Origin of the sequence: Amycolatopsis sp. NPDC051106, assembly GCF_040682775.1 — a bacterium.
Taxonomy (GTDB): Bacteria; Actinomycetota; Actinomycetes; order Mycobacteriales; family Pseudonocardiaceae; genus Amycolatopsis.
Map to the genome: position 1 here is coordinate 14,482 of NZ_JBFBBQ010000055.1, position 25,719 is coordinate 40,200.

General features: G+C 71.2%; 21 protein-coding genes. 8 read left to right on the plus strand and 13 right to left on the minus strand.

Features of this window, described 5'->3' with window-relative positions; genetic code table 11:
• Window positions 1–13: 13 nt before the first annotated feature.
• Window positions 14–577 carry a dihydrofolate reductase family protein gene (locus AB0M83_RS32465; protein ID WP_364522751.1) on the plus strand — a complete coding sequence of 188 codons (564 nt, stop codon included), beginning with the start codon at window positions 14–16 and terminating at the stop codon, window positions 575–577.
• A gap of 45 nt (window positions 578–622) precedes the next feature.
• Here the strand turns inward: AB0M83_RS32465 and AB0M83_RS32470 are convergent, their stop codons facing one another.
• The 4 genes from AB0M83_RS32470 to AB0M83_RS32485 form a co-directional block, all read right to left on the minus strand.
• Window positions 623–1,339: an Asp23/Gls24 family envelope stress response protein gene (locus AB0M83_RS32470; RefSeq protein WP_364522753.1), complete on the minus strand. Its 717-nt coding sequence runs from the start codon at window positions 1,337–1,339 to the stop codon at window positions 623–625.
• Window positions 1,340–1,599: 260 nt separating this feature from the next.
• The gene (locus AB0M83_RS32475) at window positions 1,600–2,817 is read right to left on the minus strand and encodes an SGNH/GDSL hydrolase family protein (protein WP_364522755.1); all 1,218 of its coding nucleotides are present in this window, start codon (window positions 2,815–2,817) and stop codon (window positions 1,600–1,602) included.
• A complete protein-coding gene (locus AB0M83_RS32480; RefSeq protein WP_364522757.1) occupies window positions 2,814–5,111 on the minus strand; it encodes a glycoside hydrolase family 3 N-terminal domain-containing protein in 2,298 nt (765 codons plus the stop codon). The genes AB0M83_RS32475 and AB0M83_RS32480 overlap by 4 nt, the downstream gene beginning before the upstream one ends.
• Before the next feature lie 70 nt (window positions 5,112–5,181).
• Complete coding sequence (locus AB0M83_RS32485) at window positions 5,182–6,195, minus strand: LacI family DNA-binding transcriptional regulator (protein WP_364522759.1); 1,014 nt, start codon at window positions 6,193–6,195, stop codon at window positions 5,182–5,184.
• A gap of 132 nt (window positions 6,196–6,327) precedes the next feature.
• On the opposite strand from AB0M83_RS32485, the gene AB0M83_RS32490 reads away from it, so the two are divergent.
• The 4 genes from AB0M83_RS32490 to AB0M83_RS32505 are packed head-to-tail and all read left to right on the plus strand — an operon-like array spanning window position 6,328 to window position 12,460.
• Complete coding sequence (locus AB0M83_RS32490) at window positions 6,328–7,623, plus strand: extracellular solute-binding protein (protein ID WP_364522761.1); 1,296 nt, start codon at window positions 6,328–6,330, stop codon at window positions 7,621–7,623.
• Window positions 7,620–8,591 carry a sugar ABC transporter permease gene (locus tag AB0M83_RS32495; protein ID WP_364522763.1) on the plus strand — a complete coding sequence of 324 codons (972 nt, stop codon included), beginning with the start codon at window positions 7,620–7,622 and terminating at the stop codon, window positions 8,589–8,591. The genes AB0M83_RS32490 and AB0M83_RS32495 overlap by 4 nt, the downstream gene beginning before the upstream one ends.
• Window positions 8,591–9,415, plus strand: a complete 825-nt coding sequence (locus tag AB0M83_RS32500) for a carbohydrate ABC transporter permease (protein WP_364522765.1) — start codon at window positions 8,591–8,593, stop codon at window positions 9,413–9,415. The genes AB0M83_RS32495 and AB0M83_RS32500 overlap by 1 nt, the downstream gene beginning before the upstream one ends.
• 15 nt (window positions 9,416–9,430) lie before the next feature.
• Complete coding sequence (locus AB0M83_RS32505; protein ID WP_364522767.1) at window positions 9,431–12,460, plus strand: glycosyl hydrolase 115 family protein; 3,030 nt, start codon at window positions 9,431–9,433, stop codon at window positions 12,458–12,460.
• Window positions 12,461–12,594: 134 nt separating this feature from the next.
• Here the strand turns inward: AB0M83_RS32505 and AB0M83_RS32510 are convergent, their stop codons facing one another.
• Entirely contained in the window at window positions 12,595–13,665 is a 1,071-nt protein-coding gene (locus AB0M83_RS32510) for a LacI family DNA-binding transcriptional regulator (protein WP_364522769.1), read from the minus strand.
• 69 nt (window positions 13,666–13,734) lie between these two features.
• Between AB0M83_RS32510 and AB0M83_RS32515 the strand changes: the two genes are divergently transcribed.
• Window positions 13,735–14,751 (plus strand): endo-1,4-beta-xylanase, encoded by a 1,017-nt coding sequence (locus AB0M83_RS32515; RefSeq protein WP_364522771.1) that lies wholly within the window; start codon window positions 13,735–13,737, stop codon window positions 14,749–14,751.
• 53 nt (window positions 14,752–14,804) lie between these two features.
• Here AB0M83_RS32515 and AB0M83_RS32520 read toward each other — a convergent pair whose 3' ends face one another.
• From AB0M83_RS32520 to AB0M83_RS32540, 5 genes are all read right to left on the minus strand, one after another.
• Window positions 14,805–15,362, minus strand: a complete 558-nt coding sequence (locus AB0M83_RS32520; RefSeq protein WP_364522773.1) for a polysaccharide deacetylase family protein — start codon at window positions 15,360–15,362, stop codon at window positions 14,805–14,807.
• A gap of 55 nt (window positions 15,363–15,417) precedes the next feature.
• Complete coding sequence (locus AB0M83_RS32525; protein ID WP_364522774.1) at window positions 15,418–16,350, minus strand: acyl-CoA desaturase; 933 nt, start codon at window positions 16,348–16,350, stop codon at window positions 15,418–15,420.
• Window positions 16,351–16,663: 313 nt separating this feature from the next.
• A complete protein-coding gene (locus AB0M83_RS32530) occupies window positions 16,664–16,867 on the minus strand; it encodes a cold-shock protein (RefSeq protein ID WP_004558414.1) in 204 nt (67 codons plus the stop codon).
• Between the two features lie 102 nt (window positions 16,868–16,969).
• Window positions 16,970–18,265: a cyclopropane-fatty-acyl-phospholipid synthase family protein gene (locus tag AB0M83_RS32535; RefSeq protein ID WP_364522776.1), complete on the minus strand. Its 1,296-nt coding sequence runs from the start codon at window positions 18,263–18,265 to the stop codon at window positions 16,970–16,972.
• Window positions 18,247–19,638, minus strand: a complete 1,392-nt coding sequence (locus AB0M83_RS32540) for an FAD-binding oxidoreductase (RefSeq protein WP_364522779.1) — start codon at window positions 19,636–19,638, stop codon at window positions 18,247–18,249. The genes AB0M83_RS32535 and AB0M83_RS32540 overlap by 19 nt, the downstream gene beginning before the upstream one ends.
• 145 nt (window positions 19,639–19,783) lie before the next feature.
• Here AB0M83_RS32540 and AB0M83_RS32545 point away from each other — a divergent pair, with 145 nt between their 5' ends.
• Window positions 19,784–20,206 carry a DUF6292 family protein gene (locus tag AB0M83_RS32545; RefSeq protein ID WP_364522781.1) on the plus strand — a complete coding sequence of 141 codons (423 nt, stop codon included), beginning with the start codon at window positions 19,784–19,786 and terminating at the stop codon, window positions 20,204–20,206.
• A 50-nt stretch (window positions 20,207–20,256) separates the two neighbouring features.
• On the plus strand, window positions 20,257–22,239 hold the full coding sequence (locus AB0M83_RS32550; protein WP_364522783.1) for a prolyl oligopeptidase family serine peptidase: 1,983 nt from the start codon (window positions 20,257–20,259) through the stop codon (window positions 22,237–22,239).
• Here AB0M83_RS32550 and hpaD read toward each other — a convergent pair.
• Genes hpaD through dapA form a run of 3 tightly spaced genes read right to left on the minus strand, consistent with a single transcriptional unit; the run spans window position 22,222 to window position 25,714 of the window.
• Window positions 22,222–23,265: a 3,4-dihydroxyphenylacetate 2,3-dioxygenase gene (gene hpaD / locus AB0M83_RS32555; protein ID WP_364522785.1), complete on the minus strand. Its 1,044-nt coding sequence runs from the start codon at window positions 23,263–23,265 to the stop codon at window positions 22,222–22,224. The two genes, AB0M83_RS32550 and hpaD, sit on opposite strands and share 18 nt — an antisense overlap.
• A complete protein-coding gene (gene hpaE / locus AB0M83_RS32560; protein WP_364522787.1) occupies window positions 23,262–24,770 on the minus strand; it encodes a 5-carboxymethyl-2-hydroxymuconate semialdehyde dehydrogenase in 1,509 nt (502 codons plus the stop codon). The genes hpaD and hpaE overlap by 4 nt, the downstream gene beginning before the upstream one ends.
• Window positions 24,767–25,714 carry a 4-hydroxy-tetrahydrodipicolinate synthase gene (dapA, locus tag AB0M83_RS32565; RefSeq protein ID WP_364522789.1) on the minus strand — a complete coding sequence of 316 codons (948 nt, stop codon included), beginning with the start codon at window positions 25,712–25,714 and terminating at the stop codon, window positions 24,767–24,769. Before dapA ends, hpaE begins: the two co-directional genes overlap by 4 nt.
• Window positions 25,715–25,719: the final 5 nt, after the last annotated feature.

The following is a 25,719-nucleotide window of genomic DNA, read 5'->3' on the forward strand; positions in this document are numbered from 1 at the left end:
AGGCGGGGCGGCGATGACCGGACCGATCAGGGTGTACATGACGACGTCGCTCGACGGCTTCGTGGCGGGGCCGGACGATCGCCCCGGGCAGGAAATGGGGCGCGGCGGTTTCCGCTTGTTCGACTGGCTGGACGACCGTCACGGCGACGGGCCGAGCGGGCAGGTGTTCGCCGAGGCGATGGCGACGGGCGCGCTGATCTCCGGCCGGCGCACGTTCGAGCTGGCCGGCCGCTGGGGCGGTGACCACCACGACGGCGTTCCGATCCACGTGCTGACCCACCACGTCGACCCGTCCGACACCCCGCCCGGGAGCGCGCGGTTCTTCACGGATGTGGTGGCGTGCGCGGAAGATGCACGCGCCGCGGCGGGCGACCGCGCGGTGATGGTCCACGGCGCCGGTGCCACGCAGGCGTTGCTGAAAGCCGGTTTGGTCGACGAGCTGGAACTGCACGTCGTGCCCGTACTGCTCGGCGCCGGCCGCCGGTTGTTCGGGGAAGGGACACCCGTCGAGCTGGAACTCGTGCGGCAGCTGGCGGATCGCGACGTACTCCACTTGCGGTACGCCGTGCGCCGGTGAAGGACGCCCGGTCCCGGGCGCGACACCCGGGACCGAGCGAGGAGATCAGTCGGCGTCCGGGAAATGGATGTCGGCGACGTGGACGTCCACCGAGGCGACCTCGAGGCCCAGGTACTGTTCCACCGCTTCGACGACCTGGATGCGGATCTGCTCGGCCAGCGTCTTCACCGCGCGCCCGAACTCGACGACCAGCGTGACGGCGATCGTGGCGACCTCGCCCTCGACCTCGACCGAGGTGCCCGCCTCGTCGAGCTCGTAGACGCCTTCGGCCTTGCGGGCGACCCGGATGACGATCTTCGAGACGACGCCGTCGGCCACCGTGGTGCTGCCGCGAGCGCCGGCGGCGGCACGGGATCCGGCTTCTTCGGCGGCATCGGTTTCCGTGGCGACGACCACCGGAACCTCTTCGGCGGCTTCGGTCTCGTCCGCGACCGCTTCGTCGGCGGTGCCGGTGTCCTCGCCGGACTCTTCGGACTCGTCGGATTCGATGGCCTCGTCGGCTTCGATCGTCGAGTCCGCGACCGCTTCACCGGACGCGTCGTCGGTGGTGTCCACTTCGGCTTCGCCGGTGGCGCCGGCTTCGTCCACGCCGGCGGTTTCGTCGACAGCGTCCTCGGTCCCGGTCGTGTCCTCAACGGGCTCGACCGTCGCGGTCTCGGCGGCGTCGACGGTCGCGGGGGCCGCGTCGCCGTAGCCGTAACCTTCTGAACTGGGAGTTTCGTTCTGAGCGCGACCGAAGATGCTGTTGATGACGTCGGACATGTTTCCCCTTTTCGGGAGCGACGAACACGGATGGGGACGAGCGGAGACGGCGACACTATAGGGGCATCGACCATGATCCCCGTCACAGACCCCCGGGTTCGAGACTCGCTTGTGTCCCAACAGATATCCGGCGCGAGACAACGCTCTCCCGGTTGACCGGACCAGTGATCACGGTCCGTCAGACGGGGGTGAGCGATCAGTGATGCCGACGCGGAAATGACGTCCAGGAATTGTCCACTTTCCGTCCGGCGGATATTCCGTCAGCCATTCCGGAACAGGCTCGCGGGAACGCTCGTCCCCAATGCGCGGTACCCGGCGGGGTTGAGGTGCAGGTGGTCACCGACGTCGTAGGCGGGCAGCAGCCGGGTCGGTGCCGCCGGGTCGCGGACCACGCGGTCGAAGTCCAGGACCGCGTCGAAATGACCGCGGATCCACGCGTTCACCGCGGTCCGGGCCGCCTCGCGCAGCGGGTCGTCGTACGCCTCGTTGCCGCCGAACGGGGTCAACGTCGCTCCGTACACCCGGATGTCCGCCGCGTGGGCGCGGGTCAGGATCTGGTCGTACGCGTCGATCAGGTCCGCCGCCGTGGACGCGGCGGAAGCGGGAGCCGCCGTGCCGATGTCGTTCACGCCCTCGAACACGATCGCCCACGAAACCCCGCTCTGGGCCAGCAGGTCGCGGTCCAAACGCGCCAGGACGTTGGGCCCGAGTCCGTCCTGCAGCACCCGGTTGCCGCCCGCGGCCTCGTTGACCACCGCCGACGACAGCCGGGACGCCAGCACGTCCGGCCAGCGGTCGTTGCCGTTGGTAGTCGAACCCCGGCCGTCGGACAGGGAATCGCCGATCACCGCCACCGCCGACGCGGGGGAGAGAACCTCGATGCCGCTGAGGAAGTACCAGTGGTCCACCGGTGTCGCGCCGGCCAGGTCGGCGGCGGTCACCTGGTTGCCCGGCACCAGGTAGGACGTCGTGCGCGAACCCGGGTGGGACGTGATCGACAGCGATCCCTGGCCGTGCGCCAGGTACGTCGTCACCGTGAGGTTCTCGAAGGGACGCACCGGGAACGGCAGCGGGTCCGACACCACCTGCGCGCCCGCCGGGATCGTCGTCGACGGCTTGCCGTGGAACGTCACCGGCAGCACACTGCCGGGGACCACCGACGAAACCCCCGCGCGTCCGTCGAGAGGCCGGCCCACCGAGACGGCCGAAAGCGGCAGCGGCGCCCCGCCGAAGGCGTTCGAGAACCGCAGGCGGATCCGGGGCCCGCCGGCGGACACGTGCGCGGTCTGGCGCAGGGAAGCGTTGTCCAGCACCCGGTCGGTACCCGTGTACGGCGCCGGCGGCAGGTTGGCGGGCTCGGTCAGCTGCGGCATCGACGTCCAGGTCGCCACCCAGTGCGACGCGGGTGGGTGCCCGGAGGCACCCACCACCAGCGCGGTCAAGACGGCCAGGACGGCGACCACCGCGGTCCGTTTCACCGCCCGAACTCCGGCGCCAACACGCGGTCGAAGCCGACTTCACGGCGAGGCCCGCTCAGAGTGCAGTGCAGGGTCGCCTCGAACCGCTCGCTCGACGTCCCCACGCGCAGTTCGACGTCGCCGGGCTCGACCAGGCGCCGGCCCGACCGGCCCGTGTACGACGTGAGGTCCGCGTGCAGGCCGATGTCCACGACGACCGTCTCGCCCGGCTCCAGCGCAACCCGGCGGGCCGCGATCAGCTGCCGCTCGGGGCGCACGACCTCCGCCACCGGGTCGTGCAGGTACACCTGGACCACTTCCGACGCGGGCCGGGAGTGGTCGTTCCGCAGCGTCACCCGGACCCGGCACACGCCGTCGGTCGGCCACAGCGAACCGGTCGCGCTCACGTCGACCCAGGTCGCGGGCGCGTAGGACAGGCCGTGCCCGAACGGGAACAGCGCCGTCGGGTCGACCGTGCTCACCTCGCTGCGGCGGCCGAGCGGCGCCGCGAGGTACGTCGAGGGCTGGCTCGCGCCGGCCGCCGGGAAGCTGACCGGCAGGCGGCCGGACGGGTTGATCCGTCCACTGAGGACACCTTCGAGCGCGGGCCCGCCTTCTTCGCCGGGGTAGAAACCGGAGACCACCGCCGCGAGCCGGTCGATCTGCCGGGAAAGCTCGTACGGACGGCCGGAGAGCAGCACCAGCACGACCGGCTTGCCCGTGGCCAGCAAGGCCTCCAGCAGTTCCTCCTGGCGGCCCGGCAGCCGCAGGTCCGGCGCGTCACAGCCTTCGCCGGACGTCCCGCCGCCGAACAACCCGGCCTGGTCGCCCAGCACGGCCACGCAGACGGACGCGGAAGCGCACGCCGCGACCGCTTCCGCGATCCCGTCGTCGTCGCCACCGGTGACCGGGCAGCCCAGTGCGTAGGTGACGTCGAACGACGACCGCAGCGCCTCCACCAGCGTCGGCACCGAGACACCGAACGGGACGTCGGGGTGGTGGACGCCGACGTGCAGCGGGAACGAGTAGCAGCCGAGCATCGCGCCGGCGGCGTCCGCGCGCGGCCCGACGACGGCGATCGAGGCGCCGGGGGACAGCGGCAGCGTCCCGTCGTTGTGCAGCAGCACGATCGACTTCTCCGCCACCTCGCGCGCCAGCGCCCGGGAAGCGGCGTCGTCGAGGTCGACCTCTTCGGGGACTTCCGGCGCCCAGTCCGCGTCGAGCAGCCCCAGCTCGCACTTCTGCCGCAGCACCCGTTCGAGGGCGCGGTCGACGGCGGCGGCGTCGACCGCGCCCCCTTCCACCGCGGCGAGCAGCGGCTCGCCGTAGCAGTCCATGGTGGGCAGTTCCACGTCGATGCCCGCGGTCAGCGCCTGCGCGGCCGCGTCGCCGCGGTCGGCCGCGACACCGTGCAAGCGGTGCAGGAAGGCGACGGCGAAGTAGTCGGCGACGACCGTTCCGGTGAACCCGTAGGTGTCGCGCAGCAGGGCGGTCAGCAGCGCCGGGTCGGCGGCGGACGGGACGCCGTCGGTGTCGGTGTAGGCGTTCATCACCGACCGCGCGCCCGCGTGCAGCGCCAGCTCGAACGGCGGGAGCAGGACGTCCGCGATCTCGCGCGGCCCGGCCGAAACCGGCGCCAGGTTGCGTCCGGCGCGCGAAGCGGAGTACCCGACGAAGTGCTTCAGCGTCGCGACCACGCCGGCCGACTCGAGCCCGGCGACGTACGCCGACCCGATCGTCCCGACCAGGTACGGGTCCTCGCCGATCGTCTCCTCGACGCGGCCCCAGCGCAGGTCCCGCGCCACGTCCAGGACCGGCGCGAGCCCCTGGTGCACGCCCAGTCCCCGCATCGTCTGCCCGATCCGCGTAGCCATCCGGCGCACCAGGTCCGGGTCGAACGTCGCGCCCCAGGACAGCGGGGCCGGGTAGATCGTCGCCTGCCACGCGGCCAGCCCGGTCAGGCATTCCTCGTGGACGACGGCGGGAATGCCGAACCGGCTGCTCGAGACGATCTGGCGTTGCGTGCGGGCGAGGCTGTGCGCCCCGATCAGCGGATCGACCGGCCGGGTGCCGAAGGCGCGGGTCAGCTGCCCGATGCCGTGGCGGACCAGGTCGTCGAGGTCGACGGCGGCGTCGACGAAGTCGTGCTGGTGCGGCGCCATCTCCCCGCCGGCGTCGATGCCGACCCAGACGCCGTAGAGCTGGGCGAGTTTTTCGCGCAGCGTCATGCGCGCCATCAGGGCGCGGACGCGTTCGCCCGGGTCGGCCGCGGGGTCGCGCCACGGCTCGGTGGCCGCGGCAGGCTGCGTGGTCAAGGCTTTCCGCCCTTCGTCAGGAGGGAGCTTTCGGGGTTCCGGGTGGCGAAGCCCCGGATGGCACAGGAGTTCAGGAGGAGAGGGCCCGGGTCGAGCTCCGCACCACCAGGCCGGTGTCGAGGGTGACGTGGGTGCGCCCGACCTCGTCGCCGTTGATCAGCGCGATGAGCATGCTGATCGCCCGGTGGCCCATCTCGCGGATCGGCTGGTCCACTGTGGTCAGTGGCGGGCTGCAGAGCGCGGATTCCGGCACGTTGTCGAAGCCGACCACCGAAAGGTCGTCCGGCACCGAAAGCCCCAGCTCGCGGGCCGCGCCGACGGTCGCGATGGCCGAGATGTCGTTCGCGGCGAACACCGCGGTCGGCCGGTCCGGGCCGGTCAGCAGGTCGTGCGCCGAGGCCGCGGAAACCTCCGGGTCGTAGGCGCCGACCCGGATCAGGCTCTCGTCGGCGGATACGCCCGCCGCTTCGAGAGCTCGCAGGTACCCGGCCTTGCGCAGCGACGCCGATTCGAGGTCGGGCCGGCCGGCGAGGAACGCGATCCGCCGGTGGCCCAGGTCGAGCAGGTGCTCGGTCGCCAGCTGCGCGCCGCGCAGGTTGTCCGAGTCGATGGTGGGCAGGTGCGACGGCCCGGTGTGCGGGTCGACCGCGACGACCGGCGTGCCGGGGACGGCTTCGAGCGAGACGGCCGGCGTGACGAGCACGGCGCCGTCGACGAGCGTGCCCGAAAGTCTGGAGAGGTACCGCTTTTCCCAGCCCACGGGGTCGCCCGTGCGCCCGCCCGCGGAGTAGACGACGAGCTCGAACCCGCTGCCGCGGATGGCGTCCGCGGCCCCCTTGAGCAGCTCGGTCGAGAACGGTTCGAGGTCGGCGACCAGAATCCCGATCACATTGGTCCGGTGGTTGCGCAGGCTCTGCGCCACGAGACTGGCTTCGTAGCCGAGCTCTTCGATCACCGCGCGGACCTTCGCGAGCGTCGCGGCGGAGACGCCGTAGCGATCGTTGATCACTTTGGAAACCGTGGCCACCGAGACGCCGGCGTGGGCCGCGACGTCACGGATGGTCACCCTGGAACTGGGCTGCATCGGCTCAGACTAGCCATGTAAAACGTTATCGACAACGATTGACATCCGATTTGCCCGGGAGCAGACTCTTCGCCACCCGGGCGCTGTCACGCCCCGTCCAACTCGGCCGAAGTCGTCAGGAGTGGACCCACGATGTCTCTGAAACGCCGGATCCCCGTACTCGCCGCCCTCGTGGCTGTCATGCCACTTGCGCTTTCGGCGTGCAGCGGGGGGACCGACACGCCCGCACAGCCGAGCGGCCCGGTCACCCTCACCTGGTGGCACAACGGCACCACCGACCCGATCAAGTCGATCTGGGAGAAGGTCGTCACCGACTACCACCAAGCGCACCCCGACGTCACGATCAAGGCCCAGCCGCTGCAGAACGAGGACTTCCCCACCAAGGTCCCGCTCGCCCTGCAGGGGGCGGAGCCGCCGGACGTCTACCAGTCCTGGGGCGCCGGAGACCTGGCCTCGCAGATCACGTCGGGCAAGGTCGCCGACATCACCGACGCCACGAAGCCGTGGATCAGCCAGACCACCGGGAAGTTCGGGGAGAACTGGCAGGTCGACGGCAAGCAGTACGGGGTGCCGTTCGAGCAGCACTTCGTCGGCTTCTGGTACCGCAAGGACCTCTTCCAGCAGGCGGGGATCACCACCCCGCCGAAGACGATGGACGAGCTGAACGCCGCCGTCACGCAGCTGAAGGCCAAGAACATCGCGCCGATCTCGGTCGGCGGCAAGGACCGCTGGCCCGACGCCTTCTACTTCAACTACTTCGCCATCCGCGAATGCTCGGTCGACGTGCTCAAGCAGTCGGTGAAGGCGGTCAAGCTCGACGACCCGTGCTGGACGAAGGCCGGCCAGGACCTGAAGAGCTTCCTGGCCACGCAGCCGTTCCAGACCGGGTTCGCCGGCACGCCGGCCCAGCAGGGTGCGGGCAGCTCCGCCGGTCTCGTCGCCAACGGCAAGGCGGCGATGGAACTGCAGGGCGACTGGGAACCCGGCACGATGTCGGCGCTGACCGACGACAAGCAGCTGGATTCGAAGGTCGGCTGGTTCCCGTTCCCGTCCGTGGCGGGTGGCCAGGGTGACCCGAACGCGGTGCTCGGCGGCGGCGACGGCTTCGCCTGCACGACCCGCGCGTCGAAGGCGTGTGCGGACTTCCTGCAGTACCTGGGCAGTGAGCCGGTGCAGACGCAGCTCGCCGCCCAGGGGGCCGGCCTGCCCGTCAACACCGTCGCCGCCAAGTCGCTGAAGACCGACACGCTGCGGGCCGTCTACGACTACGGCACGAAGGCGCCCTACCTGCAGATGTACTTCGACCGGGCGTTCCCGACCGCGGTCGGCGCGGCGCTGAACGACGCGGTGAGCAACATGTTCGCCGGTCAGGGCACCCCCGAAGGCATCGTGGCCGCCGTCAACCAGGCCGCGGCGGGCAACAAGTGACCACGGCGACGACCCCGGTGCGGACGGCGGAACGGCCGTCCGCACCGGCGGTCCGAGCCCGGGCGCACCGTCCGAGCCTGCGGAAACGGCTCGAGCTGGCGCTCCTGCTCGGGCCGGCCCTGCTGCTGTTCGCCGGGTTCGTCCTGGTGCCGATCGGGATCGCCGCCTTCTACAGCCTGTTCAAGTGGAACGGCTTCGGCCCGCTCGACGACTTCATCGGCTTCGACAACTACGTCGACGCGTTCTCCGGCGACGTGTTCCAGGGCGCCATCGGGCACAACCTGATCATCGCAGGACTGTCGATCGTGGTGCAGCTGCCGCTGTCGATCGGGTTGGCGATGCTGCTCAACCGCAAGCTGCGGGGCCGCGCGGTGCTGCGCGCGCTGGTGTTCGCGCCGTACGTGCTTTCCGAGGCGATCACCGCGGTGATCTGGGCGCTCATGTTGCAGCCGAACGGGTTCGCCGACCAGGTGCTCAAGGGCGCCGGGCTCGGCGGCCTGATCCACAACTGGCTGGCCGACCCGGGCATCGTGCTCTACACGCTGTTCGCGGTGATCACCTGGAAGTACATCGGCTTCGGCATCATCCTGCTGCTGGCCGGCCTGCAGGGCGTGCCCGCCGAGCTGCGCGAAGCCGCGGCGCTCGACGGCGCGTCGGCCTGGCAGACCACCCGCCACGTCGTGCTGCCGCTGCTCGGGCCGACCATCCGGATCTGGATCTTCCTGTCGGTCATCGGCTCGCTGCAGCTGTTCGACGTCGTCTGGATCATGACGCTCGGCGGCCCGGCGAACGCGTCGACGACGATGGCGACCTACCTGGTCGACCACGGCTTCAAGCGTTACGAATTCGGGTTCGGCTCCGCCGTCGCGGTGATCCTGTTCGTCATCTGCTTCGTGTTCGCCCTGCTGTACCAGCGGTTCGCGCTCCGCCGCGACACCCAGGGCGCCCTGACGAGGATGGTGCACTGATGCGTTCACGCCGGTTCGGCCTGTCGGTGGGCTACCTCGCGGCGATCGTCGTGCTCGGGGTGACCGTCGTGCCGCTGCTGTTCGTCGTGCTCGGCGGGTTCCGCACCAACGCCCAGATCAACAACGACCCGGCCGGGCTGCCCGGCCCGTGGATCCCGGACAACTACGCCTCGATCCTCGGCTCGAGCGCGTTCTGGACCTTCCTCGGCAACAGCGCGCTGATCGCCGTGATCGCGACCGCGGTCGCGGTCGGCCTGGGCTCGATGGCCGGGTACGCGCTGTCGCGGTACCAGTTCAAGGGCCGGGAGAGCCTGTACACCCTGTTCACGCTCGGCCTGCTGTTCCCGCTGACCGTGGCGACGCTGCCGCTGTACCTGTGGCTGCGCCAGCTGGGCATGCTCGAAAGCTTCTGGGGCGTGGCGATCCCGGAGGCGGCGTTTTCGCTGCCGGTGACGATCGTGATCCTGCGGCCGTTCATGCACGCCATCCCGGGTGAGATCGAGGACGCGGCCGTGCTCGACGGCGCGAGCCGGCTCGGGTTCTTCTGGCGCATCCTGCTGCCGCTGTCGACCCCGGCCCTCACCACGGTCGCCGTCCTCGCCTTCGTCACGAGCTGGAACGCCTACCTGCTGCCGCTGCTGGTGTTCAACGACTCCGGGCACTTCACGCTGCCGCTCGGCGTCGCCACGTTCCGGACCCAGTACTCCCAGGACACCGCCCGCGTGCTCGCGTTCACCGCGCTGTCGATGATCCCGGCGCTCGCGTTCTTCGTGCTCGCCGAACGGCGCATCGTCGGCGGGCTGACCGGATCCGTTAAGGGCTGACTCAGGAGGTCTCCCGTGCCGTCCGAGGTCCACCGCCGTACCTTCTTGCAGTTGCTGGCCCTGGCCGGGGCGGGATCCGCCGCCCTGCCGGGGCTGGCCGAAGCCGGGACCGGGTTCCCGCTGGCGTCGCGGGGAAAGGTCGCGACGATCGTGGTGGATCCCGGGGACCTGCCCGGGGTCCGGCGGGTCGCCGGCGACCTGGCCGCCGACGTCGAGCGCGTCACGGGCGTCCGGCCGGTCGTGACCGGCGTGGTCCCCGCCCACGGGCCGGTGGTGCTGGTCGGCACGCTCGGCCACAGCCCGGCGGTCGACTCGCTCGTCGCGGCCGGTCGCCTGGACGTGCGGGGGATCGCCGGGAAGTGGGAGACGTCGCTGAGCCAGGTGGTCGACGGACGCCTGGTCCTCACCGGGAGCGACCAGCGGGGCGTGATCTACGGCGTCTACGAGGTCTCGCGGCGCATCGGCGTGTCCCCGTGGTACTGGTGGGCCGACGTCCCGCCGGCCCGGCGCGCGGAGCTGCACATCCCGGGGGAGCGGTTCAGCCTCGGGACGCCGCACGTGAAGTACCGCGGGTTCTTCATCAACGACGAGAACCCCGCGCTCGGCACCTGGGCCCCGGCGTACTTCGGTCCCGGGAAGGCACCGGGCTACCCGGGCGGCTTCAACCACCTCTTCTTCGCCAAGGTCTTCGAGACGATGCTGCGGCTGCGGGCCAACTACCTGTGGCCGGCGGTGTGGGGCCGCGCGTTCGCCGAGGACGACCCGCTCAACCACGCCACCGCCAAGGAGTACGGCGTCGTGATGGGCACCTCGCACGAGGCGCCGATGATGCGCGGGATCGAGGAGTGGAACCGGCACGCGGTGCCGGCGGTCCGCGACGCCGCCGGGAACATCACGACGCCGGGGCACGACCCGTACGGCGGCACGGGGGAGTGGAGCTTCCGGCGCAACGGCGAGGCGATCAAGGCCTACTGGACCGACGGGATCCGCCGGATGGCCCGCGAGGACTTCGAAGGCGTCGTCACGCTCGGCATGCGCGGCAACGGCGACGTCAGCCTGCCGGACGGCGACGGCATCGAGCTGATGCGGGAAATCCTCGCCACCGAAAGGGAAATCCTCGCGCGCGAGCTGAGCACGGACGTGCCGCAGGTGTGGACGCTGTACAAGGAGGTGCAGCGCTACTGGGCGCAGGGCCTGCGCCCGCCCGACGACGTCATCGTGGTCTTCACCGACGACAACTGGGGCAACATCCGCAAGCACCCCGACCTCGCGCTGCCCCGGCATCCGGGTGGGTACGGGCTGTACTACCACTTCGACTACGTCGGCGGCGGCCGCAACTACAAGTGGGTCGACACGACGCTGATCGCGAACACGTGGGAGCAGCTGCACCAGGCCGCTTCCTACGGGAACGACCGGCTGTGGGTGGCCAACGTCGGCGACATGAAGGGCAACGAGCTGCCGCTGCAGTTCTTCCTCGACTACGCGTGGGACCCGTCGGCGCTCCCGGCCGAGCGATTGTCCACTTGGGAGCGTGAGTTCGCCTCGGCGAACTTCGGGTCCGCACTGGCTTCCGACATCGCGTCGGTCCTGCACGACTACGGCCGGCTGCAGTCGCGCCGGAAGCCGGAGCTGCTGAACCGGCTGATCACGCTCCAGCCGGACGGCACGATCGTGTACGACGACCAGGCGACGCCGTTCAGCCTGGTGAACTACCGCGAGCTGGACCGGGTCACCGACGAGTGGCAGGACCTCGCGGCGCGCACGTCCCGGATCGCGGCGCGGGCGCCCTCGGCGTACCGGGACGCCTTCTACGAACTGGTTTCCTACGCGGTCACGGCGTCGGCGAACCTCTACGCGCTGCGGCGCGCCGAGTTCACGAACCTGTTGTACGCGGCCCAGGGCCGGGCTTCGGCGAACGGGCTCGCCGCCGTCACCGAAGCCCGCTTCGCCGACGACCTCGCGCTGGCGGAGAAGTACAACACCGGCATCGCGGGCGGCAAGTGGCAGGGCTTCCAGACCCAGCCGCACATCGACTACGGCGACGTCGCCCGCTACGGCCCGAACGCGCCCTGGCAGCAGCCGGAGCTGAACAACGTCGCGATACCGGACGTCATCTTCCCCGCGGTGCGGCGGCTCGACCTGCCCGCCGCCGCGACGCTGGGTGTCGCCGTCGACGGGTCCCCGCAGGCGTGGCCGGGTGCCGCGGGACGGCCGGTGCTGCCGGAGTTCAGCCCGTACCAGACCGCGCCGGCGCAGTACATCGACGTGTTCAACCGAGGGCGGACGCCGTTCCGCTGCACCGTGTCGGCGGGCGCGCCGTGGGTGCTGGTCGAGCCGCGTGGCGGCCGGGTGGGGGAGGAGCTGCGGATGACCGTGCGGATCGACTGGAGCCGGGCGCCTCAGGGCGTGACGACCGTGCCGGTCACGGTGTCGGGCGCGGGCGAGTCGGTGGTGGTGGACGCCGTCGTGGCGCATCGGCCGCTGCCTCCGTCGTGGCGGCGCGGGTTCGTCGAAGCCGGCGGGTACGTGTCGATGGAGGCTTCGCACTGCAGCGCGAACGTCGGTGCCGCAGGAGCGTCCTGGCGCGCGATCCCGGACCTGGGCCGCACCGGCGCGGGGATGACGCCGTTCCCGGTCACCGCCGCGAGCCGGGCGGTGGGTGCCGGGCCGCGGCTGGAGTACCGGATGACGTTGTTCACGGCCGGGCCGGTGACGGTGTGGGCGTACCTTTCGCCGCGCAGCAACGTGCTGCCGGGTGACGGGCTGCGGTATGCGGTGTCGTTCGACGACGCGGCGCCGCAGGTCGTGAACATCACGAAGGCCACGGGCGCCGATGACATGACGATGAACCGCCAGTGGGAGCGGACGACCTCCGACAACGTGAACCTGACGGCGACGCGGCACGTGGTGCCCGAGCCCGGGCCGCACGTGCTGAAGGTGTGGATGGTCGACCCGGCGGTGGTGGTCCAGAAGCTGGTGGTCGACACGGGGGGCCTGCGGCCGAGCTACCTGGGCCCGCCGGAAAGCAAGCGGTGGCCGGGATGAGCGGGTCGCCGGAGTCCTCACGGCGAGAGCGCTCCTTGCGGCCGGGCGAGCTGCTCGAGCGACCGCCCGCGGGGGCGCCCCCCGTCTTCCACGCTACCGGTGGGCACCGACAGTTCCGGTGCCCGGACGTCCGCTCATCCCCGGCCGGCGGAAACCACCCGAGGTGCTTCGTGTGCCGGGGCGGCCGTGCTGTGCCGGACCACCAGGCTGGTCGCCAGCTCGAGGCGGTGGCTCTCCGGGTGCGTCCCGCGGGCCAGCGCGATCGCCAGCCGCGCTCCCGCGGCCGCCATTTCCTGCAGGGGCTGGCGGATCGTCGTCAGCTCCGGGGTCAGCCAGCGGGCCACCGGCAGGTCGTCGAAACCGATCACGCTCAGGTCGTCCGGGATCCGGAGCCCCGCGTCGCGCGCGGCCTCGTACACGCCCAGAGCCTGCAGGTCGCTGCCCGCGAACACCGCCGTCGGGCGGTCGGGGAGGGTCAGCAGTGACGCCAGCTCCCGGTAGCCGGACCGGACGTGGAAGTCGCCGCGGCGCACCAGCGCCGGGTCGAACGCCAGCCCGGCCGTCTCCAGCGCCGTGCGGTAGCCGTCGATCCGGGCCCGGCTGCACAGCACCCCGTCCGGCCCGCCGATCATCGCGATCCGGCGGTGCCCCAGCTCCACCAGGTGCCGGGTGGCGGTCAGCCCGCCCTGCCAGTTCGTGGCCCCGATCGAGGGCGTCTCCGGCCCGGGCGCGCCGGCCGGGTCGACCACGACGAGCGGGATGTCGCGGGCCCGCAGCTTCGCCAGCTGCCCGCCGGTGAAGTCGGAGCACACCGAGACGATGCCGACCGGCCGCCGCGCCAGCACGCTTTCCAGCCAGCTCTGCCCGGGCGTGTGCCGGCCCGACGAATCCGCGAGCACGACCGCCATTCCGTTTTCGCGGGCCACGCACTCGACCCCGCGGATGATTTCGAGTGCCCACGTGCTTTCGAGTTCGTGGAACATCAGTTCCAGCAATCGCGAACGGCGGGACCGTTCGTCGGCGCGCCGGCGGTAACCGTATTTCCCGATGACCGCTTCCACCCGGGCCCGGGTGCTTTCGGCGACGTCGGGGCGGCCGTTCAGCACTTTCGAAACAGTCGGGACGGAAACCCCCGTCTCGGCGGCGATCCGGGCGATGGTGACCCGGGAGGCGATCGGCTCGGAATCGTCAGACTTCGTTGTCATGAAGGAGATTCTAAGTCATCGAAACCCGGTTGGACACACTTCGAAAGTTTCGGAAATCGGAGGAAAGAGATGCTGAGAAGTATTCCTATTAAACGCGCCCTGCTGACGGCCGCGGTCGTCGCGGGCATTGCCGTGTGGCAGGCGCCGGCGGCTTCGGCGGCCGTTCCGCTGAAAGACATCACCCATCGCTACGTCGGGAGTGCGGTGGCGGCGGCGTACCTGGCGGACGAAGCCGATTACCGGGCCGTGCTCACCCGTGAATTCGACAACGTGACGCCCGAGAACGAGATGAAATGGGGCACGGTCGAAGCGGTTCGCGGCCAGTACGACTGGTCGGGCGCCGACGCGATCGTCCGGTACGCGCAAACGCACCACAAGACCGTCCGCGGCCACACGCTCGTCTGGCACTCCCAGCTGCCGGACTGGGTGGCGGCGCTGCCCGCCGGCGAGCTGCGGCGCGTCCTGCGCGACCACATCACCACGGAAGTCAAGCGGTACAAGGGAAAGATCCGCGCCTGGGACGTCGTCAACGAGATCTTCAACGAGGACGGCACACGGCGTGACACGGTCTTCCGGCAGAAGCTCGGCGACGGGTTCGTCGCGGACGTCTTCCGCTGGGCGCACGCGGCCGACCCATCGGCGACGCTCTACATCAACGACTACAACATCGAAGGGATCAACCCGAAGAGCGACGCGGTGTACGACCTGGTGAAGACGCTCCGGCGCCAGGGCGTCCCGATCGGCGGTGTCGGGGTCCAGGCGCACCTGTCGATCCAGTACGGCTTCCCGGCGGAGTACCGCGAGAACCTCGCCCGGCTGACGAAGCTCGGCGTGGACGTGGCGATCACCGAGGCGGACGTCCGGATCCCGACCCCGCCGGACGCGGCGAAGCTCGACACGCAGGCGACCTACTTCGACCGGCTGTGGGACGGCTGCCAGGCGGTCCGGCGGTGCGTGGAGTTCACGACGTGGGGCTTTACCGACCGGCATTCGTGGGTCCCGGACGTGTTCCCGGGTGAGGGAGCGGCCTGCCTGTTCGACGAGAACCTGCGCCCGAAGCCCGCGTACCTGCGCATCAACCCCTGAGCCGACGCCGTGAGGGGCACCTTCAGGGACGCGAAGTCCCTGAAGGTGCCCCTTCACGGCATTACGTCGGGCACCGGACCCGGCCGCAGGCCGCGTGCGGCGAGGTCCGCGAGGATCCGGGGGACCGCTTCGACCGTCGCCGGCCGGCCTTCGTGCATCAGCACGACGCCGCCCGGCTCGGCGCGCGCCGTCGCGGCCACGATCTCGTCCGCGGAGGCGCCCGCCCAGTCGCGGGTGTCGACGGTCCACAGCACCTCGGCCAGCCCGTGCGACACGGACGACACCGTCGCCCGGACGGCGTCGTCCGTGTCGCCGTAGGGCGGCCGGAACAGCACCGGGCGCACCCCGGTCAGCGAAACCAGGAGGTCCTGCGTCCGCCGGACCTCCTGGTCGCGGGCCTCGGCGGGAAGGCCGGTCAGGTACGGGTGGGTCCACGTGTGGTTGCCGATCACGTGCCCGGCGGCCGCGATCTCCCGGACCAGCGCCGGGTGCGCGGCGGCGTGCTCGCCCCACAGGAAGAACGTCGCCCGTACCCCTTCGAGCGCGGCCAGCAGCGCCGGCGTGGTCGAAGGGTACGGGCCGTCGTCGAAGGTCAGGGCCACCGCGTCCATGCGGCCAAGATCACCCGGCGCCGCCGCGGAGGCAAGGACTTTCGGCGGGCTTTCGTCAGCGGGCCAGCGCGGCCAGCCGCTTGGCGGTCGGCCACCGGACGTTCCACGCCCAGCCGAGCTTCTCGAACGCCCAGATCACCCGGGCGGAGATGTCGATCTGCCCGCGCTGCGCGCCGTGGCGGGCCGACGTCGGGTCCGCGTGGTGGGTGTTGTGCCAGGACTCGCCCATCGACAGGATCGCCAGCGGCCAGAAGTTCGCCGAGCGGTCGCGGCTGGCGAACGGGCGTTCGCCGATCATGTGGCAGATCGAGTTCACCGACCACGTCACGTGGTGCTGGAACGAGATCCGCGCCAGGCCGGCCCAGAGGAACGCGGTGAGCGCGCCCCACCACGACAGCGTGATCAGCCCGCCGAGCAGCGCCGGGAGCGCCAGGCTCACCACCACCCACACCGGGAAGAGCCGGTCGACGACGCGGATGTCGCGGTCGGCCTCGAGGTCGGGGGCGAACCGGTCCACGTTGGTCTTGTCGCGCCCGAAGAGCCAGCCCATGTGGGCGTGCCAGAAGCCGCGGGCGAGGGCGACCGGGGAGCTGCCGAACAGCCACGGCGAGTGCGGGTCGCCCTCGCGGTCGGAGAACGCGTGGTGACGGCGGTGGTCGGCGACCCAGCCGATCACCGGACCCTGCGCCGCGAGCCCGCCGGCGATGGCCAGCGCGATCCTCAGCGCCCGCTTCGCGCGGAACGCGCCGTGGGTGAAGTAGCGGTGGTAGCCGACGGTGATGCCGAGCGTCGACACCACGAAGAACGCGCCGCCGATGGCGAGGTCGAGCCAGCTGACGCCCCAGCCCCAGAACACCGGGACGGCCGCGGCGAGCGCGAGGAACGGGACCAGCAGGAACGTGCGGATGGTGATCAGCTCGGCGACGGTCTGGCGGCCGGAAAGCACGGGTTTGGCGACGGGTCGGGGAGCCTTCAGGGAGGCTGTCATGCAGTACTCGTTTCGAAGTCGAAGTCAGCGCGCGCGGAGCGGGAGTCCGGGCTCACGCGCGGCGGCCGGGGAGCGGGAACACCCGGGGCCAGCGGTCTTACGGTGTGCCGGGCGCTTCGCCGCTCCTGCGGGCGATCGCCTGGACGGGCCACCGGTCGGGAGCGGGACCGGCGGGACACCGGCATCCGAGGGGCTCTCGACACCACCCACGTTACAGGAATGTTGTGAATCCGCAGTGTGGCGGCGCAGTGTGGCGCCAACGAGAAAGGCCCCCGCCCCGGTGAGGGGGCGAGGGCCTTCGGTGCCTCGTGGCTCAGATGACGCTCACGCGCTGGGCCTGGGGGCCCTTCTGACCCTGGCCGATTTCGAACTCCACGCGCTGACCCTCGTCCAGCGACTTGAAGCCGCTGCCCTGGATCTCGGAGTAGTGGACGAACACGTCCGGACCCCCGCCGTCCTGCGCGATGAAGCCGAAGCCCTTTTCACCGTTGAACCACTTGACACTGCCCTGAGCCATACCCATACCTACTCTTTTTTGGTGAGCCTGGGCGTCCCGTTCGGACGCCCGGTCTCGGAACCATTATCCCATTGCCGGTCCGGACTTGGCCAGCCCCGGTGGTCAAACTCCCCAATCGGGGCGCAGCGGCATGCCCATCCCGCCCTCGCTGTCGGTCCGGACGCCCAGGATCTGGTGCAGTTCGATCTCCCGGCGTTCGAAGGCCAGCCGGCAAGCTGCCAGGTAGAGCGCCCAGACCCGGCTTCGGCCGGCGCCCGCCTCGGCGACCGCCTCGTCCCAGTGTTCGTCGAGGTTCGCGCACCACCCGGCCAGCGTCAGGGCGTAGTGCTCGCGGAGGTTCTCCGAGTGCCGGACCTCCAGGCCCGCGTCGTGCATGGCCGTGACGAGCTCGCCGGGCGCCTCGAGCTCGCCGTCCGGGAAGACGTAGCGGTCGATGAACCCGCGCGAGCGGTGCGCGACGCTGGTGTCCGGGTTGGTGATGCAGTGGTTGAGCAAGCGCCCGTGCGGCTTGAGCTTGGCCGCGAGGAACCGGAAGTAGCCGGGCACGTTGCGGGCGCCGATGTGCTCGGTCAGGCCGATCGACGAGATCGCGTCGAAGCCGGTCTCGGTGACGTCCCGGTAGTCGAGGTGGCGGATCTCGGCACGGTCGGCCAGGCCGAGCGCGACGATGTTCTTCTGCGCCCACTGGGCCTGCTCGCGCGAGAGCGTGACGCCGAGCGCCTCGACGCCGTAGTGCCGGACGGCGTGCGCGACCATCCCGCCCCAGCCGCAGCCGACGTCGAGCAGCCGCATCCCGGGCTTGAGGCCGAGCTTGCGGCAGACCAGGTCGAACTTGTGTTCCTGCGCCTCCTCCAGCGAGGCATCGGCCTCGGGGAACACCGCGCACGTGTAGGCCATCGACGGGCCGAGGACCAGCTCGTAGAACCGGTTGGACACGTCGTAGTGGCTGGCGATGGCCTCGCTGTCGCGGCTCTTCGAGTGCCGCAGCGCGGTCATCCCGCGCCGGAGCCGGCTCGGGTGCTCCTCGGCGGGCGGCTTGACGACCCGCAGGTGGCGGGCGCCGAGCTTGCGCAGCAGCCACAGCCGGTCGGCCGGCGTGAGCTGGTCGACCTGGGCCGACAGCGCGTGCAGCGCCGTGTAGAGGTCACCGGTGACGTCGAGCGCGCCGGCGACGTACGCGCGGGCGAGCCCGAGGTCGCCGGGGGAGGACATCAGGTAGTCCAGCGCCAGGGGCGAGCGCACCTGGATCGCCACCGGCGCGTCGGCCGGGCCGCTGCTGCTGCCGTCGTAGGCGCTGATCGACACGGTCGCGCGGGGGCCGAGCAGGCGCTCGAAGACCTCGCCGACCGGGGTGCTTGCCTGGTTCACGTTCGTTCCTTTCACCGGCGGCGGACACATTTTTCGTAGAGGCCGAGCAGCCGCCCGGCCGGGTCGTAGGTCCGCTTGAGCTCCCGGTAGGTGTCGCCGTTGTAGAGCCGCCAGAACTCGTCTTCGGCGTAGAAGCTGTCCGAATAGAGCGACTTGTGCCCGCCCAGGCGGGTGACCTCGCTCTCGATCATCCGGTTGTGCACGCCGTCGCGCTCACCGGGGTCGAGCGGCACGGCCGACCAGAACCCGAAGTTGACGTAGAGAGCTTCGGGGTCCAGCTCGTAGAGCGGCCACCGCACCCCGCCGGGCCGCTGCCGCAGCGGGCAGACCCACACCGGGCTGATCGGGATCTCCCGCTCGAAGAACTCGAGGAACTCCGCGGCGCGGCCGACCGGCACCTCGATGTCCTGCACGATCGTCTCTTCCGGCGGCAGCCGGCGGAGCTTGAGCAGCCGCTGCGCGATCTTGAACCGGCGGTCGAGCGCCACGGCCTTCCAGTAGACGGAGGACCGCAGGAACCGGCGGCCGAGCAGCAGCCGCGGCAGCCGGTGCTGGACGCCGAACGCGCGGGAGCACCAGAACCAGTCGGTGTCCCAGCGCCAGAGGTAGTCGCGGACGGTGAGGTGGTCGGTTTCGCGGGCCTGGATCGAGCGGTAGTAGATGTCGAGCCAGGTGTAGTCGCTGGTCGCGGGCGCCGTGTCGGCGAACGAGGCCAGGGTGAGGTAGAGCTCGTCCGGGCCGAACACCGTGCCGTCGACGAAGTCGTGCTCGCCGCTGTCGCAGGCCTCGGTGAGGGCGCGGAAGTAGGTGTCCCGGTCGTGGTAGCGCACGTGCCGGAGCTCGACGAACGGCTTCACCGGTTCGAGGACGATCTTCAGGCGCAGGGCGTAGCCGAGGGTGCCGTAGGAGTTCGGGAAGCCGCGGAAGAGCGCGGCGTGCTCGTTGTCCGGGGTGGCGACGACGATCCGGCCGTCCCCGGTGAGGATCTCCAGTTCGAGGACCGACTCGTGCGGCATGCCGTTGCGGAAGGACGAGGACTCGATGCCGAGCCCGGTGACCGCGCCACCGAGGGTGATGGTCTTGAGCTGTGGGACGACCAGGGGCATCAGGCCGTGCGGCAGGGTGGCGTCGACGAGCTGTTCGTAGGTGACCATCCCTTCGACGTCGGCGGTGCGGCTTTCGGGGTCGACGCGCAGTACGTACGTGAAGCCGGAAACGTCCAGTCCGGGGTGTTTCGCGGCGGCACGGGAGCGGAAGAGGTTGGAGGTCCGCTTCGCGAGCCGGACGGTGGCTTCGCCGCTGATCGCGGTGAGCTGCCGCCGCAAGGCGTCGACGCGGGCTTCGTGTTCGGGGAAGGCCGGGCTTGGCCGGGCTTCGGGCACCCCGGCCTGTTCGATGGTCACGCCTCGATCCTGCCTCACGGGGAGGGCGGGCGCACTGTGCTGCCGGGCATGAACATCGGATCTTCGCGATTGACCACGGCGGAGGTGGGTATCCGGAGGACGGACCGCGGGGATCCCGCGGCGGCCTGGGGAAAGCGAGGCGGCGTTGAGCATTCTGATCGATTTCGGACGCGACACGGAGTTCTCGTTCGAGCGGGGGTTGCGCGGGTACCTGGCGGCGGTGGCCCGCGCGGTGGGGGTCGGGCTCGAGTCCTGCACCCTCGACGCGGGAACGCCCGCGGCGGCGTACATCGCGCTCGACTGGCGCCTGACCCGGTTCCCCGGACACGACCTGGCGCTGGTCTGGGACGAGGCCCACGGCTGGGCGGCGGCGATCGAGGACCGGGACGGAGCGACGGTGCTGGCCTACCTCGGCGGTTCGGTCGTGCCCGAACCGCGCGCGGTGGTCCGCTTCCTGGCGGCGGTGCGCGCGGGCGACCCGGACGCCGGAACGCTGGAAGCGCCGGCGCTGCGCGAGCCGGGCGACCACGAGGAACTGCTGGCGGCGCTCACTCCCACGCACGGTTAGGCCCACTTCCGGCACACTGGGTCCCACTTGACGAGTGGGGGGCCGAGCGAGTGCTGACGGCGGAAACCGTGGTGGACCGGCTGGTGCCGCGCGAGCCGAGGATGTCTCCGGACGGGCGATGGGTCGTGTACGTCGTTGCGCCGGTGGGCCGGGCGGGAGAGCACCCGGTCAGCGGGTTGTGGGTCGCCCCGGCCGACGGGAGCGCACCCGCCCGGGAGCTGGCGGGCGGCCCGGCCGAGCACCGCGCACCGCGGTGGGCCGCGGACTCCGGTTCGGTGTTCTTCCTGTCGGACCGCGACGACCGCGGAACGGCGCAGCTGTACCGGATCGACCTGGCCGGCGGCAGCCCCGAGCGGCTGACGCAGTGCAGTGCGGGGATCAGCGATCACGCGCCGCTGCCGGACTCGGAGTCGGTCGTGGTGATCGCGCCGGACGCGGCCGAGCGGGCCGCTGATCCGCGGGTCCGCGTCGTCCGGCCGCGCGCGGATCGGCCGGTTTCGAGCTTGCCGTCGGCCGCCTCGCCGGCGGGAGGACCGGAAGCCCGTCTCGACCGGCGGGCCACCGGAACCGGCTCCGACCGCCCTCGGAGTGGTGCTGCCGAAACCGGCGCGGATCGACCCGATACCCCGGGCGCGGACGGCCGTCCGTCTCCCGTCTGGGACACCCAGGCCCGCCCCGACCGGCTCTGGCTGCTCGACCTCACCACCGCCACCCTCCGCCCGCTCGGCACCCTCGGTGACCGGCACGTGCAGGAGGTCGCCGTGCGCCCGGACGGGGAAGCGCTCGCCGTCTTCACCTGGTCCTGCGCCGATCGCGAGCCCGGGGTCTTCGAACCCGGCCGCCACGTCGTCGACCCCGGCACCGGGGCGACCCGCGACCTCGGCGCCCCGGCCCTGGAAGCCGCCGACCCGGTCTGGTGGCACGACGGCACCGCGTGGCACCTCGCCTACCTCGGCCTGACCCCGCCCGGCCTGATCGGCGGCGCCGCGGTCTTCGACGGCGACGAGAACCTCACCGAGGGCATGACCATCTGCCCGGCCGGGCTCGTCCAGGTCGACGACGGCCTGCCTCTCGCGCTGTTCGCCGAAGGCCTGGACACGACCGTCCGCCGCCTCGACACGACCTTCACGGAAGTCGCCCGGGTCCACGGCACCTCGCTGACCGCCAGCCGCGACGGCCGGGTGATCGCCGTGGTCGCGAGCACCGGAACCGAACCCGACGAAGTCCACGCCGGCCCGCCCGACGACCTGCGACGCGTCAGCAGAATCGCCCCGGAGGGAACCTGGGGCACCCAGCACCGGCTGCAGTACCGGGCCGCGGACGGCTTGGCCCTCGACGGGATCCTGGTCCTCCCGCCGGGAAGATCGAAGACCGACGGCCCGTTCCCGCTGGTCACCCTCGCCCACGGCGGACCCACCGACCGGTACGCCGACCGCTTCCACCTCGGCTGGTACCCCTCGGGCCAGTGGCTCGCCGCCGCCGGCTTCGCGGTCTTCCTCCCAAATCCTCGGGGCAGCACGGGTCACGGCCACGCCTTCGCCGCCAGTGTCGCCGGAGACGTCGGCGGCGCGGAGTTCACCGACCTCCTCACCGGGATCGACCTCCTCGTGCGAGACGGCATCGCCGACGAAACCCGGCTCGGGATCGGCGGCGGGAGCCACGGCGGGTTCCTCGCCGCCTGGGCCGTCACGCAGACCGACCGCTTCGCCGCGGCCGTCGTGCTCGCGGGCGTCATCGACTGGCCGCTGCTGGCCGCCACCGGCGAGCACTCCCGGTTCGAAGCGGCGCTCGGCGGCATCGAGAACAGTCCCCTCACCCACGCCCACCGGATCCGCACGCCCGTGCTCATCCTGCACGGCGAGGACGACACCAACGTCCCGCTCTCGCAGGCGGAACTCCTGCACCGCGCCCTCGCCGACCGAGAGCACGAGTTCGTCGTCTACCCGCGCGAGGGCCACTCGTTCCGCGAGCGCGGCCACCAGATCGACGTCCTCAACCGGTCGCGCGCGTGGTTCTCACACCTGCTCGCCTAGCTTGAACTCGGCCTTCCCGGCGCCGAAGGAGAATCCGTCCGCGCCGACGGTGACGTCGGCTTCGCGCGGCTCGGCCCGGGCGACGACCTCCTGGACCGCGCCGTCGAGGTCCAGCACCACCGACGCGTCGGTGTACCAGCTCGGCACCACCGGGTTGCCCCACCAGTCGCGACGCTGGTTGTCGTGCACGTCCCAGGTGATCACCGGGTTGTCCGGGTCGCCGGTGTAGTAGTCGTGCGTGTAGATCTCGACGCGGTGCCCGTCGGGGTCGCGGACGTAGAGGTAGAAGGCGTTCGACACGCCGTGGCGGCCCGGGCCGCGTTCGATCAGGCCCGGCTTGCGCAGCGCGCCCAAGTGGTCGCAGATGTGCAGGATCTGGTGCCGTTCGTGGGACGCGAACGCGATGTGGTGCAGCCGCGGGCCGTCGCCGCCGGTCAGGGCGACGTCGTGCACCGTCGGCTTGCGGAACATCCAGGCCGCGTACACCGTGCCGTCCTCGTCCTGGATGTCCTCCGACACGCGGAAACCCAGACCCTCGTAGTACTTCCGGGCCATCGGAACGTCCGGGGTGTCCAGGTTGAAGTGGTCCAATCGCGACAGCGCGCCCGCGCCGTGGACGTCGTAGCGTTGCGTGAACCGCTCGACGTGCTCGGCGGCGTGGAAGAACTCCACCGGGAACCCGAGCGGGTCGGCGACCCGCACCGCCTCGCCGATGCCGCGCGTCGCGCCCGCCGCCCTCCGCTCGACCCGGCAGCCGAGCGCGCGGTAGTACGCCTCCGCCAGATCGAGGTCCGCGGCGCTTCGCACGCGGTAGGCCAGCACGGCCAGCGCGGGCGTGGAACCCTTGCGCAGTACCAGCGAATGGTGCAGGTACTCCTCGAACGCCCGCAGGTACAGCGCTTCGGAATCCTCGTGCGTGACCACGAGCCCGAGCACGTCGACGTAGAAGGCCCGTGACGCCGCCAGGTCGGTGACGACGAGCTCGGCGTACGCGCAGCGGAGGACGTCCGGCGGGGCCGCGGTCATGACTGTCCCCTCCGGACGCTGCCGAACCGGGCCGTGTGCACCGGCCCGAGCGAGACGTGGATGGCCTGCTGGTGGGTGTAGAAGTCGAGCGAGCGGTAGCCGCCTTCGTGGCCGAGGCCGGACGCCTTGACCCCGCCGAACGGCGTCCGCAGGTCGCGGACGTTGTGCGAGTTCAGCCAGACCATCCCGGCCTCGACCGACTGCGCGAAGGTGTGCGCCCGCTCCAGGTTCGATGTCCACAGGTAGGCGGCCAGCCCGTACTTGACGTCGTTGGCCAGGGACAACGCTTCGGCTTCGGTGTCGAACGGGGTCAGCGCGACGACCGGCCCGAAGATCTCCTCCTGGAAGATCCGCGCGTCCGGCGCGACGTCGGCGAACACGGTCGGCGCGACGTAGTTGCCCTCGTCCGAACCGGGCGGACGGCCGCCGCCGGCCAGCAGCCGGCCCTCGGACTTGCCCAGCTCGACGTAGCTCATGACCTTGGCGTAGTGCTCGGGGTGCACCAGCGCGCCGACTTCGGTGGCCGGGTCGTGCGGGTCGCCGACGACGATGTTCTTCGCGCGCTCGGCGTACCGGGCGCAGAACCCGTCGTAGATCGCCCGCTCGACGAGGATGCGGCTGCCCGCGGTGCAGCGTTCGCCGTTGAGGGAGAACACGCCGAAGAGCGTCGAGTCGAGGGCGGCGTCGAGGTCGGCGTCGGCGAACACGATCGCCGGGGACTTGCCGCCCAGCTCCATCGACATGCCCTTGAGCCCGGCGGCGCAGTTGCGGTAGATCGTCTGCCCGGTCGTGGTCTCGCCGGTGAACGAGATCAGCGGGACGTCCGGGTGCTTGACCAGCGCGTCACCCGCTTCCTCGCCGAACCCGTTGACCAGGTTGAACACACCTTCGGGCAGGCCCGCGTCGGCGAAGATCCCCGCCCACAGGCTCGCCGACAGCGGCGTGAACTCGGCCGGCTTCAGCACCACCGTGCACCCCGACGCCAGCGCGGGCGCCAGCTTCCAGCTCTCCAGCATGAACGGCGTGTTCCACGGCGTGATCAGCCCGGCGACGCCGACCGGCTTGCGGTGCACGTAGTTCACCTGCCGCCCGGGCACCTGGTAGGTGTCGTCGGCCTGGGCGACGACGAGGTCGGCGAAGAACCGGAAGTTCTCGGCGGCGCGCCGCGCCTGCCCGAGCGCCTGGGTGATCGGCAGGCCCGTGTCGAACGTCTCCAGCTCGGCCAGCCGGGCGTCCTGGGCTTCGACGGCGTCGGCGATCTTGTTCAGCACCCGCGCGCGGGCCCGCGGCAGCATCCGCGGCCACGGCCCGCCGGTGAACGCCCGGCGCGCCGCGGCGACCGCCCGGTCGACGTCCTCGGCCTGACCGGCGGCCGCGGTCACATATGGCGTGTTCGAGACGGGGTCGAGCACGTCGAACGTCTTGCCGGAGACGCTGTCGACGAACTCTCCGCCGATGTAATGCTTCAGCTCGGCCGGCAGTCCTTCCGGGACGTAGTGGGTCATGCCTTCCCCTCCACGGTGAAGCCGTCGGTCGGCGAGAGGTACTTCTCGCCTTGCGCCATGAACTCCCGGATCCGGGCGAGACCGGCCTGGGTCGGCGGGATCAGCGGCGGCCGCACGTGCCCGGACGTGATCAGCCCGCGCTGTTCGAGAACCCACTTCCCGGGTGCCGGGTTGGTCTCGACGAAGAGCAGGTCGACGAGCGGGTGCAGGCCGTAGTGGATCTCGCGTGCGCGTTCGTGGTCGCCGGACTGCCACGCGGTGTACATCTCCGCGCAGGCGGCGGGGGCGATGTTCGCCGTCGCGCTGACGAACCCCGCGCCGCCGAGTGCCAGCAGCGGCAGGCAGAGCAGCTCGATCCCGGACCACACCAGCAGTTCGCGTCCGCACAGGTGCAGCACTCGGGAGAAGTGCTCGAAGTCCTTCGTCGTCTCCTTGATGCCGACGAAGTTGTCGCACGAGCGGTGGAGCCTCGCGACCGTCTCCGGCGCGAGGTCGACGGCGGTCCGGCTCGGCACGTTGTAGGCGACGATCGGCAGGCCGGGGAACTCCCGGCAGACCGTGCGGTACCAGACGAACAGCGCGTCCTGGGTGGGTCGTGCGTAGTACGGCGTGATGACGAGCGCCGCGTCGATCCCGGCGTCCCGCGCGGCGGCGGTCAGCTCGAGGGTCTCGTCGAGCTTCGCCGAGCCGGTCCCCGGGACGAACGGCACACGGTCGCCGACCTCCGCGGCGACCGTGCGGATCGCCTCGGCGCGTTCGGCGACGGTCTGCGAACCCGGCTCACCGGTCGAGCCGCCGATCGAGATGCCGTGCGAGCCGGAGGCGAGCTGCCAGCGCACGAGGTTCTTCAAACCGGCGTGGTCCACCGCGCCGTCGGCCGTGAACGGCGTGATCAGCGGTGCGATCGACCCGCGGATCGCCTGGGGATCGGAGCGGAATCGCATGGGTG